The sequence below is a fragment of the Ruegeria sp. BHSC276 genome, from assembly GCF_059612945.1.
In genome coordinates, this window is sequence record NZ_JBXWRP010000004.1 from 356,659 (window position 1) to 372,764 (window position 16,106).

Annotated in this window: 19 protein-coding genes; 6 read left to right on the forward strand and 13 right to left on the reverse strand. The window is 61.7% G+C overall.

Translation table 11 applies throughout. The features are described 5' to 3' along the window. Positions 1 to 9 precede the first annotated feature (9 nt). From AC2FMD_RS08810 to AC2FMD_RS08865, 12 genes are all read right to left on the reverse strand, one after another. The gene (locus tag AC2FMD_RS08810) at positions 10 to 849 is read right to left on the reverse strand and encodes an EamA family transporter (RefSeq protein ID WP_496742545.1); all 840 of its coding nucleotides are present in this window, start codon (positions 847 to 849) and stop codon (positions 10 to 12) included. 175 nt (positions 850 to 1,024) lie between these two features. Then, positions 1,025 to 1,660, reverse strand: a complete 636-nt coding sequence (ureG, locus tag AC2FMD_RS08815; protein ID WP_496794933.1) for an urease accessory protein UreG — start codon at positions 1,658 to 1,660, stop codon at positions 1,025 to 1,027. After that, positions 1,657 to 2,310: an urease accessory protein UreF gene (locus AC2FMD_RS08820; protein WP_496711969.1), complete on the reverse strand. Its 654-nt coding sequence runs from the start codon at positions 2,308 to 2,310 to the stop codon at positions 1,657 to 1,659. Before AC2FMD_RS08820 ends, ureG begins: the two co-directional genes overlap by 4 nt. Beyond that, positions 2,294 to 2,740, reverse strand: coding sequence for an urease accessory protein UreE (locus AC2FMD_RS08825; RefSeq protein ID WP_496711970.1), 447 nt, complete (start codon positions 2,738 to 2,740; stop codon positions 2,294 to 2,296). The genes AC2FMD_RS08820 and AC2FMD_RS08825 overlap by 17 nt, the downstream gene beginning before the upstream one ends. Positions 2,741 to 2,755: 15 nt before the next feature. Beyond that, on the reverse strand, positions 2,756 to 4,465 hold the full coding sequence (ureC, locus tag AC2FMD_RS08830; protein ID WP_496711971.1) for an urease subunit alpha: 1,710 nt from the start codon (positions 4,463 to 4,465) through the stop codon (positions 2,756 to 2,758). Continuing rightward, entirely contained in the window at positions 4,465 to 4,770 is a 306-nt protein-coding gene (locus AC2FMD_RS08835; protein WP_170341542.1) for an urease subunit beta, read from the reverse strand. Before AC2FMD_RS08835 ends, ureC begins: the two co-directional genes overlap by 1 nt. Then, positions 4,767 to 4,925 (reverse strand): hypothetical protein, encoded by a 159-nt coding sequence (locus AC2FMD_RS08840; RefSeq protein ID WP_496685513.1) that lies wholly within the window; start codon positions 4,923 to 4,925, stop codon positions 4,767 to 4,769. The genes AC2FMD_RS08835 and AC2FMD_RS08840 overlap by 4 nt, the downstream gene beginning before the upstream one ends. A gap of 11 nt (positions 4,926 to 4,936) precedes the next feature. After that, on the reverse strand, positions 4,937 to 5,239 hold the full coding sequence (locus AC2FMD_RS08845) for an urease subunit gamma (RefSeq protein ID WP_496742544.1): 303 nt from the start codon (positions 5,237 to 5,239) through the stop codon (positions 4,937 to 4,939). 1 nt (position 5,240) lies between these two features. After that, a complete protein-coding gene (locus tag AC2FMD_RS08850) occupies positions 5,241 to 6,008 on the reverse strand; it encodes an urease accessory protein UreD (protein WP_496794934.1) in 768 nt (255 codons plus the stop codon). 311 nt (positions 6,009 to 6,319) lie between these two features. Then, complete coding sequence (locus tag AC2FMD_RS08855; RefSeq protein ID WP_496794935.1) at positions 6,320 to 8,299, reverse strand: bifunctional 2',3'-cyclic-nucleotide 2'-phosphodiesterase/3'-nucleotidase; 1,980 nt, start codon at positions 8,297 to 8,299, stop codon at positions 6,320 to 6,322. Between the two features lie 222 nt (positions 8,300 to 8,521). Further along, entirely contained in the window at positions 8,522 to 9,241 is a 720-nt protein-coding gene (locus tag AC2FMD_RS08860; RefSeq protein ID WP_496711975.1) for a glutathione S-transferase family protein, read from the reverse strand. Continuing rightward, positions 9,228 to 9,836 (reverse strand): NAD(P)H-dependent oxidoreductase, encoded by a 609-nt coding sequence (locus AC2FMD_RS08865; RefSeq protein WP_496742542.1) that lies wholly within the window; start codon positions 9,834 to 9,836, stop codon positions 9,228 to 9,230. The genes AC2FMD_RS08860 and AC2FMD_RS08865 overlap by 14 nt, the downstream gene beginning before the upstream one ends. 113 nt (positions 9,837 to 9,949) lie before the next feature. Here AC2FMD_RS08865 and AC2FMD_RS08870 point away from each other — a divergent pair, with 113 nt between their 5' ends. Then, a complete protein-coding gene (locus tag AC2FMD_RS08870; RefSeq protein ID WP_496742541.1) occupies positions 9,950 to 10,327 on the forward strand; it encodes a winged helix-turn-helix transcriptional regulator in 378 nt (125 codons plus the stop codon). Between the two features lie 6 nt (positions 10,328 to 10,333). On the opposite strand, the gene AC2FMD_RS08875 is transcribed toward AC2FMD_RS08870, so the two are convergent. Then, positions 10,334 to 11,164 carry an IclR family transcriptional regulator gene (locus AC2FMD_RS08875; protein ID WP_496685526.1) on the reverse strand — a complete coding sequence of 277 codons (831 nt, stop codon included), beginning with the start codon at positions 11,162 to 11,164 and terminating at the stop codon, positions 10,334 to 10,336. Between the two features lie 245 nt (positions 11,165 to 11,409). Between AC2FMD_RS08875 and AC2FMD_RS08880 the strand changes: the two genes are divergently transcribed. The 5 genes from AC2FMD_RS08880 (at position 11,410) to AC2FMD_RS08900 (ending at position 16,103) form a co-directional block, all read left to right on the forward strand. Next, positions 11,410 to 12,504, forward strand: coding sequence for a TRAP transporter substrate-binding protein (locus tag AC2FMD_RS08880; RefSeq protein ID WP_496684525.1), 1,095 nt, complete (start codon positions 11,410 to 11,412; stop codon positions 12,502 to 12,504). Positions 12,505 to 12,586: 82 nt separating this feature from the next. Then, positions 12,587 to 13,195: a TRAP transporter small permease subunit gene (locus AC2FMD_RS08885; protein ID WP_496685530.1), complete on the forward strand. Its 609-nt coding sequence runs from the start codon at positions 12,587 to 12,589 to the stop codon at positions 13,193 to 13,195. Then, the gene (locus AC2FMD_RS08890; RefSeq protein WP_496742540.1) at positions 13,188 to 14,552 is read left to right on the forward strand and encodes a TRAP transporter large permease; all 1,365 of its coding nucleotides are present in this window, start codon (positions 13,188 to 13,190) and stop codon (positions 14,550 to 14,552) included. Before AC2FMD_RS08885 ends, AC2FMD_RS08890 begins: the two co-directional genes overlap by 8 nt. Continuing rightward, a complete protein-coding gene (locus AC2FMD_RS08895) occupies positions 14,549 to 15,904 on the forward strand; it encodes an amidase (protein ID WP_496742539.1) in 1,356 nt (451 codons plus the stop codon). Before AC2FMD_RS08890 ends, AC2FMD_RS08895 begins: the two co-directional genes overlap by 4 nt. A 4-nt stretch (positions 15,905 to 15,908) precedes the next feature. Then, the gene (locus tag AC2FMD_RS08900) at positions 15,909 to 16,103 is read left to right on the forward strand and encodes a hypothetical protein (RefSeq protein WP_496685534.1); all 195 of its coding nucleotides are present in this window, start codon (positions 15,909 to 15,911) and stop codon (positions 16,101 to 16,103) included. Positions 16,104 to 16,106: the final 3 nt, after the last annotated feature.

Genomic DNA, 16,106 nt, shown 5'->3' on the forward strand with positions numbered 1-16,106 from the left:
CGGATCGGCTCAACCCGACAGCCCAACCAGCGCCACACCGCCCGCCATCAGAACTGCGGCCCCCAGCCTGCGCACCCAATAGCCTTCGTGCAGGAAGACGAAGCCGATCAGGGCCGCAAAAATCACCGAGGTTTCCCGCAACGCCGAGACCGCCCCCAGCGGTGCGAAATTCTTGGCATAGAGCACCAGCCCATAGGCCAGCATCGATACGAAACCGCCCAGGATGCCGATCGCCCAGGTGCGCACCGGAAGCTGTGCCAGAACCTGGCGCCGTCGAAGGCCCACAAATCCGGCGATGAACAGATGAAAAAACGCTCCCCAAGCCCAGTAGCTGAGCGTGTTTCCAGACAGCCGCACCCCGATGCCATCCACAACCGAATAGACCGAGATGCAAAGTCCGGTACCCACCGCAAACCCCAGCGCTGCGCCGCCGACCCCTTGCCGGAGCGAGCTCCAACTGCTGAGCTGGATGCCGACCGCGATCAGGCCGATGCCGATCCAGGCTTGCAGGGGCAGAACCTCATCCAGCAAAAGATAGGCCCACAGCGCCACCAACGCAGGAACGATGCCCCGCGCGATCGGGTAGACGACGCTGAGGTCCCCATGCTGATAGGCTTTGCCCAGCATGTAGTAATAGCCGAAATGCACCACCGTGGACAAAAGGATGTAGACAAAGCTTTCGCCGCCCGGAAAGGGCAGGATAAGGATCATGACGCTGGCCGGGATCACATGCCCGAAGGCCACAAGGCCCAGCGTGGTCGTCCGGTCGCCCGCGGTTTTGACGATGGCGTTCCAGACGGCGTGCAGGATGGCAGCCGACAGAATGATTGCAACGACGAATGGGCTCACCGGCGGTCCTCAGGTGATGGGGCGGCCCCAAGCAGGATCGGCCCGGCTGCAACTTTCTCCCACCGGGCTGTCAGCGGGGCCGCGCCGGTGGTCGATTCCGGTTACATCGGATTGGCCTTCGCGCGCAAGGTTCCTAAGTCTGGAACAGCAAGAGTCCAAAGGCGCGTTGCTGGTCTTAAGCCGTTGCACGCCGTCCGGCGTCGATGCCGGCGATCTTGTCCAACAGGTCGATGATTTCACTCGTTCCGCTACCGCTCCGCAGGTTGGTGAATACGAATGGCCGATCACCGCGCATCCGGGCCGCATCGCGCTGCATCACCGACAGATCCGCTCCGACATGCGGGGCAAGGTCGATCTTGTTGATGATCAGGATGTCCGACCGGGTGATCGCGGGGCCACCCTTGCGGGGGATCTCTTCGCCCGCGGCCACATCGATCACATAGATCGTCACATCGGCCAGTTCCGGGCTGAAGGTGGCCGACAGGTTGTCACCGCCGGATTCGATCAGGACGATCTCGACCTCGGGGTGACGGCGCACCATCTCGGACACCGCGGCCAGATTGATCGAGGCATCCTCGCGGATCGCCGTATGCGGGCAGCCTCCGGTTTCCACCCCGATCACCCGGTCCTGCGGCAGGATCTGCATGCGCATCAGCGCCTCGGCGTCTTCTTGCGTGTAGATGTCATTGGTGATCACCCCGATCGAGTGGGTGTCGCGCAGCGCGCGGGCGAGGGCGGCGGTCAGGCTGGTCTTGCCCGCACCGACCGGGCCGCCGATGCCCACCCGCAGAGGGCCGTTCATGCTGCTCATGTGCGGAATATCCTCGGTTGTTGAGTTTCATGTTGCATGGCCGCGATCTCGGCCAGAAAGGCGGTGCCGGACAGGGCGGACAGATCGGCCTCCATCGCCGCGTGCGCCTGATGTGCGCACAAGGGCGCCATGTCTCGGACTACCCCTTGCGCAGCGGTCTGGCCGAGGGGCATCAGCCGCTGCGCGGCCGAAACAAGATTGCTGATGAACGCATGCAAATACAGCCGCGCGGTCGGTTCCACCGGCAAACCGGCGTAGCGCGCGGCGCAGCCGACGGCGACGGGATAGGTCAGATCCGTCAGTTCGATGTCCCAGACCGCTGCCGTCACACCGCAGAAGGCAGCGCCCTGTTGCGCGGTCTCGAACCTGCGCTCGAAGGGGCCGGCGAAGGCGCGGGCCATATCGTCAAGTTCGGCCACGGCCAGCTCGGATTTGGCGCGCCAAGCGGCGGTCAGAAACAGGGCATCCGACCATCCGGCACCGTATTCCAGCACGTCGTGCAGCCAATCCCGCAGGCTGGCCGCATCGTGCACCGCGCCCGATTGAACCAGACGTTCCAGACCGTGCGAATAGGCAAAAGCCCCGACTGGGTAGGCGGGTGACAGCCACTGCGTCAGCGTCAGCAGATCAAGGTCAGTGGCTGTGGCCATGCGTCCGCCCGTGCCCATATGCGCCGCCTTCGGGGCTGAAGGGTGCGCGGATGTCCTGGACCGTCGCGCCAAGCTTCAGCAGCATGTCGCGGATCACGTGGTCGCGGCGGATCATGAGGCGGTCGGGCTCGATCTGGCAAGGGGTGTGGCGGTTACCGATATGCCAGGCAAGCCGAGTCAGATCGGGGCCGGTGACGGCGAACAGGTCCTCTTCGGCGGCAACCACCTCGATCAGGCGGCCATCGGCCAGTTCGAACGCGTCCCCCCCGTCCAGCGAGGTCGTCTGCGACAGATCCACCAGGAACTCCTCGTTCTGGGTGGTGCGTAGCATCCGGCGGCGCAGAAAGCGGTCTTCGTAGTTCAGCGTCACGGTGCCATGGGTTTCGTCCCACTGACCGTTGCGGCGGATTTTCTGTGATGTGGCAAGCATCGAGGGCATCCCTTTTCAGAACAGGAAATAGCGTTGCGCCATGGGCAGGGTTTCGGCGGGTTGGCAAGTCAGCAATTCACCGTCGGCGCGTACCTCGTAGGTTTCGGGGTTCACGTCGATTTCGGGCAAGGCATCGTTCAGTCGCAGATCGCGCTTGCCGATCGCGCGGGTGTTGCGCACGGCGACGGTCTGCTTGGCTAGGCCCAGACGCGCGGCGATGCCGTCCTCTTGCGCGGCTTCCGACACGAAGGTCACCGCGCCCTGCTCGACCGAGCGGCCATAAGCCCCCCACATCGGCCGGGAATAGACCGGCTGAGGCGTGGGGATCGAGGCGTTCGGATCGCCCATCTGCGCACAGGCGATGGTGCCGCCCAGCAAAACCATCTCGGGCTTCACGCCGAAAAAGGCGGGGTTCCACAGCACCAGATCGGCGCGTTTGCCCTCCTCGATGCTGCCGATATGGGTACCCAGCCCGTGCGCGATGGCCGGGTTGATCGTGTATTTCGCGATATAGCGGCGCACGCGGAAATTGTCGTTTTCGCCCGTTTCTTCAGGCAGGCGCCCGCGTTGTTTCTTCATCTTGTCGGCGGTCTGCCATGTGCGGATCAGCACCTCACCCACGCGGCCCATCGCCTGACTGTCGGACGCGATGATGCTGAAGGCGCCCATGTCGTGCAGAATGTCCTCGGCCGCGATGGTCTCGCGCCGGATGCGGCTCTCGGCAAAGGCCACGTCCTCGGGGATGGATTTGTCGAGGTGATGGCAGACCATCAGCATGTCCAAATGCTCTTCGACCGTGTTCACCGTAAAGGGCCGGGTCGGGTTGGTCGAGGAGGGCAGCACATGCGTTTCGCCGCAGATCTTGATGATGTCGGGGGCGTGGCCACCGCCCGCGCCCTCGGTGTGGAAGGCGTGGATCGTGCGGCCTTTCATGGCGGCCACGGTGTTTTCGACGAATCCGCTTTCGTTCAGCGTATCGGTGTGGATCATCACCTGCACGTCCATCTCGTCGGCCACCGACAGGCAGCAATCGATGGCCGCAGGGGTGGTGCCCCAGTCCTCGTGCAGCTTCAGGGCGCAGGCCCCGGCCAGGACCTGTTCGCGCAGAGCAGCCGGCTGCGAGGCGTTGCCCTTGCCCGCAAAGGCCAGGTTCATCGGAAAAGCATCGGCCGCCTGCAACATGCGTCCGATATGCCAGGGGCCGGGTGTGCAGGTGGTGGCCAGCGTGCCATGCGCCGGGCCGGTGCCGCCGCCCAGCATGGTGGTCAGGCCGGAATGCAGCGCATCCTCGATCTGTTGCGGGCAGATGAAATGAATGTGGCTGTCGAACCCGCCGGCGGTCAGGATGCGGCCCTCGCCGGCGATGGCCTCGGTGCCGGGGCCGACGATGATATCGACGCCGGGCTGCGTGTCGGGGTTGCCCGCCTTCCCGATCCGGGCGATGCGTCCGTCCTTCAGGCCCACATCCGCCTTGTAGATGCCCGTCCAGTCAACGATCAGCGCATTGGTGATCACGGTGTCCACCGCCCCTTCGGCGCGGGTTGCCTGAGACTGGCCCATGCCATCGCGGATCACCTTGCCGCCGCCGAACTTTACCTCTTCGCCATATGTGGTCAGGTCGCGCTCGACCTCGATGATCAGGTCGGTATCCGCCAGCCGCACCTTGTCGCCCTTGGTGGGGCCGTACATGGCGGCATAGTCGGAACGTTTGATCTGGGCTGGCATCAGAGGTCTCCCATGACTGCGCCGTTGAACCCGAACACGCGCCGCGCGCCGCCGATCGGGATCAGCTGCACTTCGCGCCGCTGGCCGGGTTCGAAACGCACGGCGGTTCCGGCGGCGATGTCCAGCCGCATGCCGTGGGCAGCGGCCCGGTCGAAGTCCAGCGCCGGATTGGTTTCGGCGAAATGATAGTGCGAGCCCACCTGTACAGGCCGGTCACCGGTATTGGCCACCATCAGTGTGATCGCCGTCGCGCCCGCGTTCAGCTCGATTTCGCCGGGGGCAGTGATGACCTCACCGGGGATCATTTGCGCGCCTTCAGCCAGAATGCGACGCCGCCGATCGCCAGCAGCAGGACCAGCACCAGCCAAGTGCCCGAGTCATGCGGGTGCAGGTGCGGCCCGTCATGCGCCAGCGCGGGTGCGGCCATCAGGGCGAAGGGCAGGAAACCCAGGTATTTCATCGTCATCTCCTTCAGCGGATGGGGTTGTGCACGGTGACCAGCTTGGTGCCGTCGGGAAACGTCGCCTCGACCTGCACCTCGTGGATCATCTCGGGGATGCCGTCCATGCACTGGTCGCGGGTGAGGACCTGCGCGCCGGCCTCCATCATGTCGGCGACCGAGCGGCCGTCGCGGGCGCCCTCGACCACGGCATCGGTGATCAGCGCGATGGCCTCGGGGTAGTTCAGACGCACGCCCCGGGCCAGGCGCTTGCGCGCCACCTCGGCGGCCATGGCGATCAGCAGTTTGTCTTTTTCACGCGGCGAGAGTTGCATGTCAGATCATCCAGGGTCTTGGCAGGGAATTGCGGGTCAGGCGGTTCAGGATCGGCACAAGGGTCTGGCGCAGCGCGAAACCGTCGGGCGCCAGCAGGCGCATCAACAGCATGTCATCACCCACGAGGCTGACGCCGCCGGTGTCAGGCAAGGCCGCGCGGATCGGGTCCAGATGCGCAGCGGCATCCGGGCGGATCAGTATCAGGCTGCTGAGTGCGCCGGCGCCGTCGCCAACGCCCGGCCGGGCCATTTCCGCCGCCAGATCACCGGTCAAACGCAGCGCGTCCAGATGCGCCAGTCGGCCCGCGCGCCAGATTTCGATGCGGTCTTGGAAGTGGGCCGATGTGACCTGCTCGCCCATCGCCGCGCGGCCGAAGATCAGGGATTCCACCAGCAGTATGCTGGCATCGGGGGCCAGATCGACACGCAGGCGGCGGTCGATCGCGCAACCATCGAACAGGATGGTTTCCTGCGGCAGCCAGTTCAACTGGCCGCCCGTAGCCACGGTCAGATGTGTCCGAATCTGGCCCGGAGCTGCTCCGGACGCGCGATAAGCGCGCTCGGCCGCCTGCGTGGTTATGGTCAGACGCGAACCTGCCCCTGCGGTGGCAGACAGGTCAAATCTGTCTCCGCCGGTGACGCCGCCGGCGGTATTGACCAGCACGGCCTGCATGTCAGCGCCATCGCGCCGTGGAAACAGCAACTTCAGCGACCCTTGCTGGCGCAGGTCCTGCAACTCGGTCCGGCCAGCGCGCCCAACCACGGACACCACGCCCCGCCCGACGGCACGGGGAGGCGCGGCGATCGCTTGCGCGGGCGTTATTGCGGACAAAGAAGTAATTGGAAACTCCGGGCGAGAGGACTGTCGGATGCGAAAGCACCACAGCCATTTCCTCGAGTCAGCGCAGCCCGGCAGAGGCAATTGGGCCAGAATACTCGTTAGCCCATTTTCTGGGCACTATTTCCCCTGTCGCCCGAAGAATAATCACTTCGCCAATGCGGGTGATAATCCGGTCCTCGGCCTCAAACCAAAAGAAAAGGGCGGCCAGTTTGGCCGCCCGATCCGGTGTCTGTCGCCGGTCAGAGCGTGATGCGGAAGGCCGCGAAACCGTCGGCCCCGTCGCCTGCGTCTTCCAGCGCCAACCCTTTGACGTCGCTGATGTAATCACGCGCTTTGGGGCCGGTTTCAAACAGAACTGTGGTGTCGCCCAGCGGTGCGAAGGACCAGTTGCCGTCGGCCTTGGGGTCGATCGTGCCTTGCTCGACGATATAGCGCACGATCACGTCGCGGTTGGTGTCGGGGGCCTCGAACACGATGGTGTCGCCCATCGCGCCCGGGAAGGATCCGCCGCCCGAAGCGCGGTAGTTGTTGGTGGCAATGATGAACTCCATGTCGTCGGTCACCGGAGCACCGTTGAACTGCAAGTTCACGACGCGCGCTGCGTCGGGGTTGACCTCTTCGCCCTTTGGGCCAAAGCGCGAGGGCTGAGACAGGTCGATCTGATAGGTCACACCGTCGATCACGTCGAAATTGTAGGACGGGAATTCGGGGTTCAGCAGCAGCGCATCCTTGGCACCCGGCTCGATCTGGTTGAACATCCCGGCCGAACGCTCCAGCCAGCCGCGCAATTGCGCGCCGTTCACGCGAACCGCGCGCACGGTGTTGGGATAGAGATACAGATCGGCCACGTTCTTGATCGCCACATCGCCCACCGGGACGTCGGTATAGTATTCGGGGCCGCCCCGGCCACCGGCCTTGAAAGGTGCCGCGGCCGACAGGATCGGCAGGCCCTCATGCTCGGTGCCTTTCAGCATCTCTTCGATATACCATTTTTGCGCGATCGACACGATCTGGACCGAGGGGTCGTCGGCCACCAGCGCGAAATAGCTGTGCAGCGGGGCCGAGGTCTTGCCCACCGCGCGGCGCACATAGGCCAGCGTTTCATCGTGATCCTGCGCGACCGAGGCCAGCACCTTGGGGTCGTCCTTGACCAGCGCGGTGATCGAGCGGTCTTCGTTGCGCTTCGAAATCGGCCGGGCCTCGGAGGTGGTGGTGACCACGCGCCATTCGTTTCCGTCGCGTTGCAGCAGCAGGTCAAGCACGCCCAGATGCGACCCCCAGAACCCGCCCATGACGGCCGGCTTGCCCATCAGCGTGCCCTTGTCCACGTCAACGCCGGCACGGTCGGCGAAGGTGGGCGAGGGGAAGACCAGGTGGTTGTGCCCGGTCACCAGCGCATCGATGCCATCGACGCCGGCCAGCGGGACCGAGGCGTTCTCCATCCCGTCCGCGTGATCGGCCGCGCCGATGCCCGAATGCGACAGGGCCAGGATCAGATCGCAGCCCTGCTCTTTCATCTCGGGCACAAAGGCTTTGGCGGTCTCGACGATGTCGCGGGCCTGCACGTTGCCTTCCAGGTGGCGGCGGTCCCAGTTCATGACCTGCGGCGGGGTGAAGCCGATGACGCCGATGCGGATCGGCTGCTTGCTGCCATCGCCCAGCTCGATCTCGCGGTCGAGGATGACATAGGGCTGCACCAGCGTCTTGTCTGCGCGCGGATTTGCACCCTGTTCCTTGGCGATATTTGCCAGCACGATCGGGAACTGCGCCCCGGCCAGCGATTTTTCCAGAAAGCTCAGGCCATAGTTGAACTCGTGGTTGCCCAGCGTCGCGGCATCATAACCCAACGTGTTGAACGCGTTGATGATCGGGTGGGTGTCGCCATCGTTCATGCCACGCTCGTAGGCGATGTAGTCGCCCATCGGGTTGCCCTGAAGAAAGTCGCCATTGTCGACCAGCATCGAGTTTGTGGCCTCGGCCCGGATCTGGTTGATGATCGAGGCCGCGCGCGACAGACCTACCGTATCGCGCGGCTTGTCGGCGTAGTAGTCATAGGGAAAGACGTGAACGTGAATGTCGGTCGTTTCCATGATCCGCAGATGCGCCTGATTGCTTGCGGCGGCGGCGGAAAACGGGTGCAGGGAAACCATGGCGACGCCAGCCGTGGTGGTGGCCAGGAATTGACGCCGCGACATCGCGAATTTGCTGGATAGGGTCATGAAGCACCTCTCGAAATAAATTGGTCGACGCATCATCTGAACGTTAATGACGACAATGACGTGACAGCGCGATCCGCGGGGATCACCCGGCGCGCCGATGGTTCAGACTGACCGCTTTTGACAACCGAGTAAAGCGTCCACGCAGCCATCGAGCTGCGCTCGGGCGGTGCGGGCCTAACGCGCCGTGGTGCGGGCCCAGGCTGGGGCGCCCGGGCCGCGGCCTCAGTCTTTTTTCACGTCGCCAGCAAACCGCGCGGCGTTTTCCCGCGCAAAGGCACTGGCATCAGCCGAGGCATCCCAGAACTGAGGATTGGCCTTGGGAATGGTCAGCGCCTTCTGAACTGCGGGCCGGGCGTCGATGCGGTCGAACCATGCGTTCAGATGCGGAAGGTCATCGACCTGAACCCTTGCCCAGACATAGGCCCGCGCCCAGGGGTACAGCATCATGTCCGCGATCGTATATTGCCCCGCCGCGATCCAGTCGCGCCCATTCAGGCGATCATTCATCACCTCCATCAGGCGGCGGCTTTCGTCCACGTAGCGGCGGATCGAGAACGGTTCGGTATGGCCGTTGGGGGCGGCAATATGCTGGAAATACATCGCCTGGCCCATCATCGGACCCACATGTCCGACCTGGAACAGCATCCATTGCATCACCTCGGACTGCTGCACGGGGTCAGAGGGCAGGAATCGACCGTATTTCTGCGCGAGGTGCCACAGGATTGCGCCGCTTTCGAAAATCGCCCGTCCTTCTTCTCGGTCCTCGATCACAGGAATCTTGCCGTTGGGGTTCAGCGACAAGAACGCCGGCGTCTTTTGTTCCTGTTTGGAAAAGTCGATGGGGGTTAGGTCGTAGGGCACGCCTGCCTCTTCCAAGAAGATCACCGGTTTGTAGCCATTCATCGTGGCCGCGGTGTACAGGTGAATGTCAGGCCGCGACATGCGCAATCTCCTCGAAATGCTCTTTCAGATGCGCGTCGAACCTCTGGAAATCCTGTTCTATCCGGGGGTTCTTCATCACGTCGAAGGCCGCGAAGGTGGGCAAAGGCTGCATCGCCAGAAACTTGGCGTTCAGGTGCATGGGCCACAGCAGGTCGTCGACGCTGGCCCCGGCAAAGAACGGCTCGGCCGGTTTGTCGAACGCCTCACGCGGGGCGTTGAAGGTGACCGACAGCATGTATTTCGTTCCGTGCAGCAGGCCACCGGTGCCATAGTTGGCCTTGGGCGCCTCGGCGGTCCGGCCGTCGCCGGCCAGCAACCGGCCGTCCATGCCCGCGGTGTAGACCTCGTCGATGTATTTCTTGAACACCCACGGTACACCCATCCAGTTCACCGGAAACTGCATGATGACCACATCCGCCCAGACATGCGCGTCGATCTCGGTGTTGATGTCGTACCCTTCGGCAACCGTGGTCATACGCACCTCGTGGCCCATACCGGCCAGTGCGTCCTGCGCCCGTTGCACCAGCGACGCATTCAGGCGGCCAGGTGCGAACTCGTAAGGCTGCGTACCGTTCACGATCAGGATCTTGCTCATCTTCATATCCTTGGTTTTGAAACTGCTTGCCCCTTGACTTCGGCCGGGGTGAAACCGAACTTGAGAACGGTAGTGAGGAATTGCAACCAGTTTACTTTTTGTAACCTACTGGATTGGAGGAGGCGATGCGTGCCCGTATCGAACAGGATGACCAAGGCAAGCGGCAAGCGGTGGATGCGTGCCGCGAACCATGCCCCATCGAACGCGGCATGCGGATCATCGGCGGCAAGTGGACCGGGTCAATCTTATGGCACCTCAAAGACGAGCCGGTGCGGTTCAATGACCTTTCGCGGATGATCGGTGGGGCCAGCAAAAAGATGATCGCCGAACGCCTGCGGCAATTGGAGCAACAAGGGCTGGTTCACCGCCAAGTGCTCGAAACCTCGCCGGTTTCGGTGCAATATTCCGTTACGGATTTGGGGCGCACTGCACTCGGTTTTCTAGACGAGCTGCGGAAATGGACCGAAACATTACCAGGCGGTGAAACCTGACTGGCGCTATGCCTCGGGGGATTGTTGCAAACCGTTGGAGATCTGGGCTGCGGCGCGCGTGACGCGAGCAGCCATCGCCTCAAGCTGGGCGTCCGAAAAACGGGTTGTGGGCCCGGAAATGGACAGGCCGGCAATCACGCGCCCCAAAACATCGAAAATGGGTGCCGCAATACAACGCATACCCAGAAAGCGCTCTTCATCGTCAATCGCCCAGCCTTGTGCCCTGCATCTTTGCAGTTCGTGCTTCAATTGCGCGACATCGGTGATTGATTTCGGTGTCTGGGCCTCGAGTTTCGACTTGCGCAGTAGGGTCTCAAGACGACCGGGGTCCATGTGTGCCATTATTATTTTGCCAACACCCGATGTGTGAAACTTGGTGGTGGTACCGTTCTTTATCGAGGCGCGGATCGGGTTGTCCGATTCGACTTGAACCAGGTACAGCAACGCTCCTCCGTTCTCGATGGCCAGATTGGCGGTTTCGCCTGTCTCCGCCGCGAGGGTGCGCATGACGGGCGGTGCGATTTCAAGAAGGTTCGAGCCGGGCTCAAACGCGTTGCCGATCCGGTATGCCTGTGGCCCGATGCGCCACATTCCGTCTGTCCCGTCCTGGGACACCAAACCCCGATTTTGGAGTGTTGCCAAAGCCCTGTGCACAGTTGGCGCCGGAATTCCGGTCTCGGTCGAAATCGCCGAAAGCGACGCCCGGCGCATGTCCGCCAAACACGAAAAGATACGCAGTCCGCGGTCCAGCGCCATCACCGGCGAGACATCGTTCGTTTCCATCGGAGATTTCCTGCGCGGACGTCCTCGGCGCGCGGCGGGCGTTTGTTCGGTCATGGAAATCCAAGCATCAATTCGTCAAATTCGTGTCCCTTTAACTTAGCGGCCAGAGCACATTAAAAAAATGAAAAATATAATAGTGTTCAAAAACATAATGTTATGCGATTTTTTCTGCCTTTTTTTCAGGTATTTCCAAAATCTTTTGAAAAAATGGGATTCTGGCTTATCGTTGAGGCATCCGCAGGAGGGCGGATCGGAGCCAGCACCGCGCAAACGGTCAGTGCCCAACCAAGGGAGGAAACATGACAAAATCTTTGAACCGCAGAAATTTTCTGCGCGGGTCGGCCGTTGTGGGCGCAGGTGCGCTTGCGGCACCCGCCGTACACGCGCAGGAGGGAACCACACTCAAGATGCAGGCGGCCTGGGGCGGCGGTATCTTTCTTGAAAATGCTCAATCCTATGTGAACCGTGTCAACGAGATGACGGGAGGCCGCCTGACAATCGAACTGCTGCCCGTGAACTCGGTCGTGAAGACCAGCCAGATGCAGGACGCGGTTCACCGCGGTGTTCTGGACGCGGCCCATTACGTGCCGGCCTATTGGTATTCGAAATCCAAAACGGCCTCGCTGTTTGGGACTGGCCCCTGTTTTGGCTGGTCCAGCCAAGAAGTTCTGGGCTGGGTCTATTACGGCGGCGGTCAGGAACTGTTCGACGAATTGATGGCCAACTTGGGTCTGAACGTCGTGTCGTTCTTCAACTCGCCCATGCCGGCGCAGCCGCTGGGGTGGTTCAAAGAGCAGATCACCAGCGCCGACCAGATGAACGGTCTGAAATACCGGACCGTCGGATTGGCGGCGGATGTTCTGTTGGAAATGGGCATGTCTGTGGTGCAGTTGCCGGGTGGCGAGATTCAGCCTGCGATGAAGTCGGGCCTGATCGACGCGGCCGAGTTCAACAACCCGACATCAGACCGCGACTTTGGCATGCAGGACGTCTCGAAGCATTACCATCTGGCCTCGTTCCACCAGAGCCAGGAATTCTTTGAGGTCACGTTCAACAAGGACAAGTACAACGCCCTGTCGCCCGAGCTTCAGGCAATTCTGAAATACGCCTCCGAGGCCGAGAACTCGAACTTCTATTGGCACAACACCAAGCGCTACTCGGAAGATCTGGTAAAGCTGGCCGAAGAGCAGGGCGTGAACGTCTATCGTACGCCCGACAGCGTCATGCAGGCGCAGCTGGATGCGTGGGACGTGGTGGTCGAGCGGATTTCAGGCGAGGACCCGTTCTTTGCCAAGGTCATCGAAAGCCAGAAGGCCTATGCCAAGACGGTCATGAACTATCTGAACCTGAACCAGCCCGACTACAAGCTGGCCTACAAGCACTACTTCAGCTGACCAACGACGTCAGTAGCACCAAAGGAGGTCGCGCCCCGCGCGCGGCATCCTAATACGGGGTAGAACAGGCGAGGGACGGACCTTGATCAAGACAATCCACGCCATCGAAGGGCTGAGCCAATGGGTCGGCAAGGCCTTCGGGTGGTGCATTCTGATATTGACGCTTTCTGTATCGTACGAAGTCTTCGTGCGCTATGTGCTCAACAGCCCGACCGTATGGGCGTTCGACATGATGGTACAGATGTATGGCGCGCTGTTTCTGATGGCAGGCGCCTATGCGTTGGCCCAGGACGCGCATGTCCGGGGCGACGTCCTTTACAGACTGTTTTCCGTCCGCTGGCAGGCGCGGGTCGATTTCGTTCTGTACATCCTGTTCTTTTTCCCGGGTATGTTTGCCCTGTTCTGGTACGGCTGGGAAATCGCAGCCGACAGCTGGCGCTACAAGGAAGTGAGCTGGAACAGCCCCGCGCGGATTCAGATCTATTTCTTCAAAACCCTGATCCCGCTTGCGGGCTTTTTGCTGATGGTCCAGGGCCTGGCCGAGATGGGCCGGTGTTGGTTGGCCATGCGCGATGGCGAATGGCTGCCGCGTCTGGATGATGTCCGTGAAACCGAAGACATGCTGATGGACGAAACCATCGACCGTCTGAATGCGACCCGTACCGAGAAAGGAGGGCGCAGCGATGACTGATCCTCAAGTCGCCATCCTGATGCTCAGCCTGTTCATCGTACTGGTACTGCTGGGCTTTCCGATCGCGTTCACGCTTTTGGCGATGGGCGTGGGTTTTGGGTACTATGCATACTACCAATCCGCCCCCGAAACCATTTCGGACATCTTCAACAACAACATATTCTACTTGCTGAACCAGAACACCTATTCGGTGATGGAAAATGACACGCTGGTCGCCATCCCTTTGTTCCTGTTCATGGGATACGTGGTTGAACGGGCCAATATCGTCGACCGATTGTTCTTCTCGCTGTATATGGCGGCTCGAAACCTGCCGGGGTCGCTGGCAATCGCTGCTCTGATGACTTGCGCGGTGTTTTCGACCGCGTCGGGGATCGTTGGGGCAGTGGTCACGCTGATGGGTCTTTTGGCCTATCCGGCGATGGCCAATGCCGGATACCAGCGCAGCTTTGCGGCCGGCGTCATTTGTGCCGGCGGAACGCTCGGAATTCTGATCCCGCCATCGATCATGTTGATCGTCTATGCGGCAATCGCAGAGTTGTCACCACTGCGCCTCTATGCCGCCGCCGTATTTCCCGGCCTGATGCTGGCAGGATTGTACATCGTTTACGTGATGGTGCGGGTATGGCTGAACCCGTCGCTGGCCCCAAAGCCGGCCGAGAGGGACATCCCGCCCAAACGTCAGATCTATATGGATCTCTTGGTTTCCTTCGTGCCGCTGACCGTGCTGATATTGCTGGTCCTCGGCTCGATCCTGGGCGGGCTTGCAACTCCAGCCGAGGCGGCTGCGATGGGTGCGCTCGGCGGGTTGGTTCTGGCCATGATCTATCGGTCCCTGACCTGGGATAAAGTCAAGCAAAGCGTCTTTCTGACCGCCAAGGCGACGGCGATGGTCTGTTGGCTGTTCGTCGGATCGTGGACTTTCGCGTCCGTGTTTTCCTATCTCGGGGGGCATGACGTCATCGAACACTGGGTCGTTGGCATGAACCTGCAGCCTTGGCAGTTCCTGGTTCTGGCGCAGTTGATCATCTTTCTGCTCGGCTGGCCGCTGGAGTGGTCCGAGATCCTGATCATCTTCGTGCCGATTTTCCTGCCGATGCTCGAGACCTTTGGGGTGAACCCGTATTTCTTTGCGATGCTCGTTGCCCTGAACCTTCAAACCTCTTTCTTGACCCCGCCAATGGCGATGTCAGCCTATTACCTGAAGGGGGTTCTGAAGTCGCAGATCGAACTGATGGAGATCTTCCGCGGGCTGATGCCCTATCTGGCGATCGTGATCCTGTGCATGGTGCTGATGTACCAGTTTCCGGGCATTGCGTTGTGGTTCCCGGACTATCTGTTCGGTGTGTGGGTGCCATGACGAAACACGACCTGACCCTGCTTTCGGCGGTTCACGCCGCCGATGCCATCCGAGCAGGCCGGATCACGTCACAGGCATTGGTCGAGGCCTGCCTTGAAAGGATCGAACAGACTGAGCCGGCGATCCGCGCCTGGGCTTATCTGGATGCGGGATCGGCGCTGGATCAGGCGCGGGAATTGGACCGCATTCGCAAAGCCGGGCGACCGACTGGAAAACTGCATGGCGTTCCGGTTGGCCTGAAGGATATCGTGGACACCCGCGACATGCCGACCCAACGGGGCAGCGCGGTGTTCGCCGGTCGCCAACCTGATGCCGACGCGCGGTTGGTCGAACGTCTGCGCGACTCCGGTGCGGTGATCTTGGGCAAAACAAAAACCACTGAATTTGCCTTCATGCACCCGACCGACACGACCAACCCGTTTGATCCCACCCGTTCACCGGGCGGTTCATCCAGCGGTTCGGCCGCCGCCGTGGCTGCGCGGCATGTGCCGCTGGCGATTGGAACGCAGACAGGTGGATCGGTGATTCGTCCCGCCTCGTTCTGCGGGGTCTTCGGCATCAAGCCCACCCGTGGCACGATCTCGCGTAGCGGTGTGTTCCGCACCTCGGTCTCGCTCGATCAGATCGGCGGCTTTGCCAACTCGCTCGAAGATGCAGCGCTGTTGATCGACGCGGTGTCCGGCTATGACCAGACCGACCCCGCCAGCTTTGCCCGACCGCGCGGCGAGATGCTGGCCGGCGCGAGGGCCGAAGCCCCGGTCGAGCCTGATTTTGTGTGGCTGGACTTTCCCTTCAACGACCGTCTTGACGAAGATGCGGCCGAAGGCCTGAACGCCGTCGTCGACGCCCTCGACGGGCGCGTCGAACGCATTTCGGCCTCGGCACAGCTGGCTGATCTGGTAAACGTTCATAAAGTGATCTACGACCATGAGATCAGCCAGAACATGGCCGAGATTGCCGCAAGCGATCCCGACAGGATCAGCGCCGAGATGCACGAGGCCATCATCCGGGGCCAGAAGATCAGTGCGGCGCAATACGAAGATGCCTTGGGCATCATGGCCTCGGCTCAGGAGTTTTTCGCAAACTTTTTCAACGATTACGATGCGGTCATCGCACCGGCGGCAACGGGGCAGGCGCCCCTGCTCAGCGCCGGCCATACCGGCGATTCCGTGTTTTGCCTGACGTGGACGCTGGCCGGCCTGCCCTGTCTGAGCCTTCCCTTGCTGGTTGGTGAAAATGACCTCCCGGTCGGGGTCCAGTTGGTTGGGGCCGCCGAAGAGGATGACAGGCTTCTGCGCACAGCCGCTTGGTTGCAGCGCCAACTCGCCGCCGGGCCAGAAACAGGAGTATGAAATCATGTCGCGCTTGACGAACATAATCATGGCCGTGATCGGAACCGGGTTGATGATGGCCTTTGTTCTGGGCCTTGCCCACAGCATCTCGACCGGGTTTGCCGGGTTTTGGGGCGGGTTTCCGTTTCTGGTGATCGCGATCTTCGTGATCGCGCTGGCGCTGTACAACTTCTGGGAAGATGCCATCAAGAAGGACTGACGC

What these genes read in the sequence shown, in the direction of transcription:
- ureG (WP_496794933.1), bottom strand. Translation starts at nt 1,660, where the DNA reads ATGAGCAGCATGAACGGCCCTCTGCGGGTGGGCATCGGCGGCCCGGTC.
- AC2FMD_RS08820 (WP_496711969.1), bottom strand. Translation starts at nt 2,310, where the DNA reads ATGGCCACAGCCACTGACCTTGATCTGCTGACGCTGACGCAGTGGCTG.
- AC2FMD_RS08825 (WP_496711970.1), bottom strand. Translation starts at nt 2,740, where the DNA reads ATGCTTGCCACATCACAGAAAATCCGCCGCAACGGTCAGTGGGACGAA.
- ureC (WP_496711971.1), bottom strand. Translation starts at nt 4,465, where the DNA reads ATGCCAGCCCAGATCAAACGTTCCGACTATGCCGCCATGTACGGCCCC.
- AC2FMD_RS08835 (WP_170341542.1), bottom strand. Translation starts at nt 4,770, where the DNA reads ATGATCCCCGGTGAGGTCATCACTGCCCCCGGCGAAATCGAGCTGAAC.
- AC2FMD_RS08840 (WP_496685513.1), bottom strand. Translation starts at nt 4,925, where the DNA reads ATGAAATACCTGGGTTTCCTGCCCTTCGCCCTGATGGCCGCACCCGCG.
- AC2FMD_RS08845 (WP_496742544.1), bottom strand. Translation starts at nt 5,239, where the DNA reads ATGCAACTCTCGCCGCGTGAAAAAGACAAACTGCTGATCGCCATGGCC.
- AC2FMD_RS08855 (WP_496794935.1), bottom strand. Translation starts at nt 8,299, where the DNA reads ATGACCCTATCCAGCAAATTCGCGATGTCGCGGCGTCAATTCCTGGCC.
- AC2FMD_RS08860 (WP_496711975.1), bottom strand. Translation starts at nt 9,241, where the DNA reads ATGTCGCGGCCTGACATTCACCTGTACACCGCGGCCACGATGAATGGC.
- AC2FMD_RS08865 (WP_496742542.1), bottom strand. Translation starts at nt 9,836, where the DNA reads ATGAGCAAGATCCTGATCGTGAACGGTACGCAGCCTTACGAGTTCGCA.
- AC2FMD_RS08875 (WP_496685526.1), bottom strand. Translation starts at nt 11,164, where the DNA reads ATGACCGAACAAACGCCCGCCGCGCGCCGAGGACGTCCGCGCAGGAAA.
- AC2FMD_RS08880 (WP_496684525.1), top strand. Translation starts at nt 11,410, where the DNA reads ATGACAAAATCTTTGAACCGCAGAAATTTTCTGCGCGGGTCGGCCGTT.
- AC2FMD_RS08890 (WP_496742540.1), top strand. Translation starts at nt 13,188, where the DNA reads ATGACTGATCCTCAAGTCGCCATCCTGATGCTCAGCCTGTTCATCGTA.
- AC2FMD_RS08895 (WP_496742539.1), top strand. Translation starts at nt 14,549, where the DNA reads ATGACGAAACACGACCTGACCCTGCTTTCGGCGGTTCACGCCGCCGAT.
- AC2FMD_RS08900 (WP_496685534.1), top strand. Translation starts at nt 15,909, where the DNA reads ATGTCGCGCTTGACGAACATAATCATGGCCGTGATCGGAACCGGGTTG.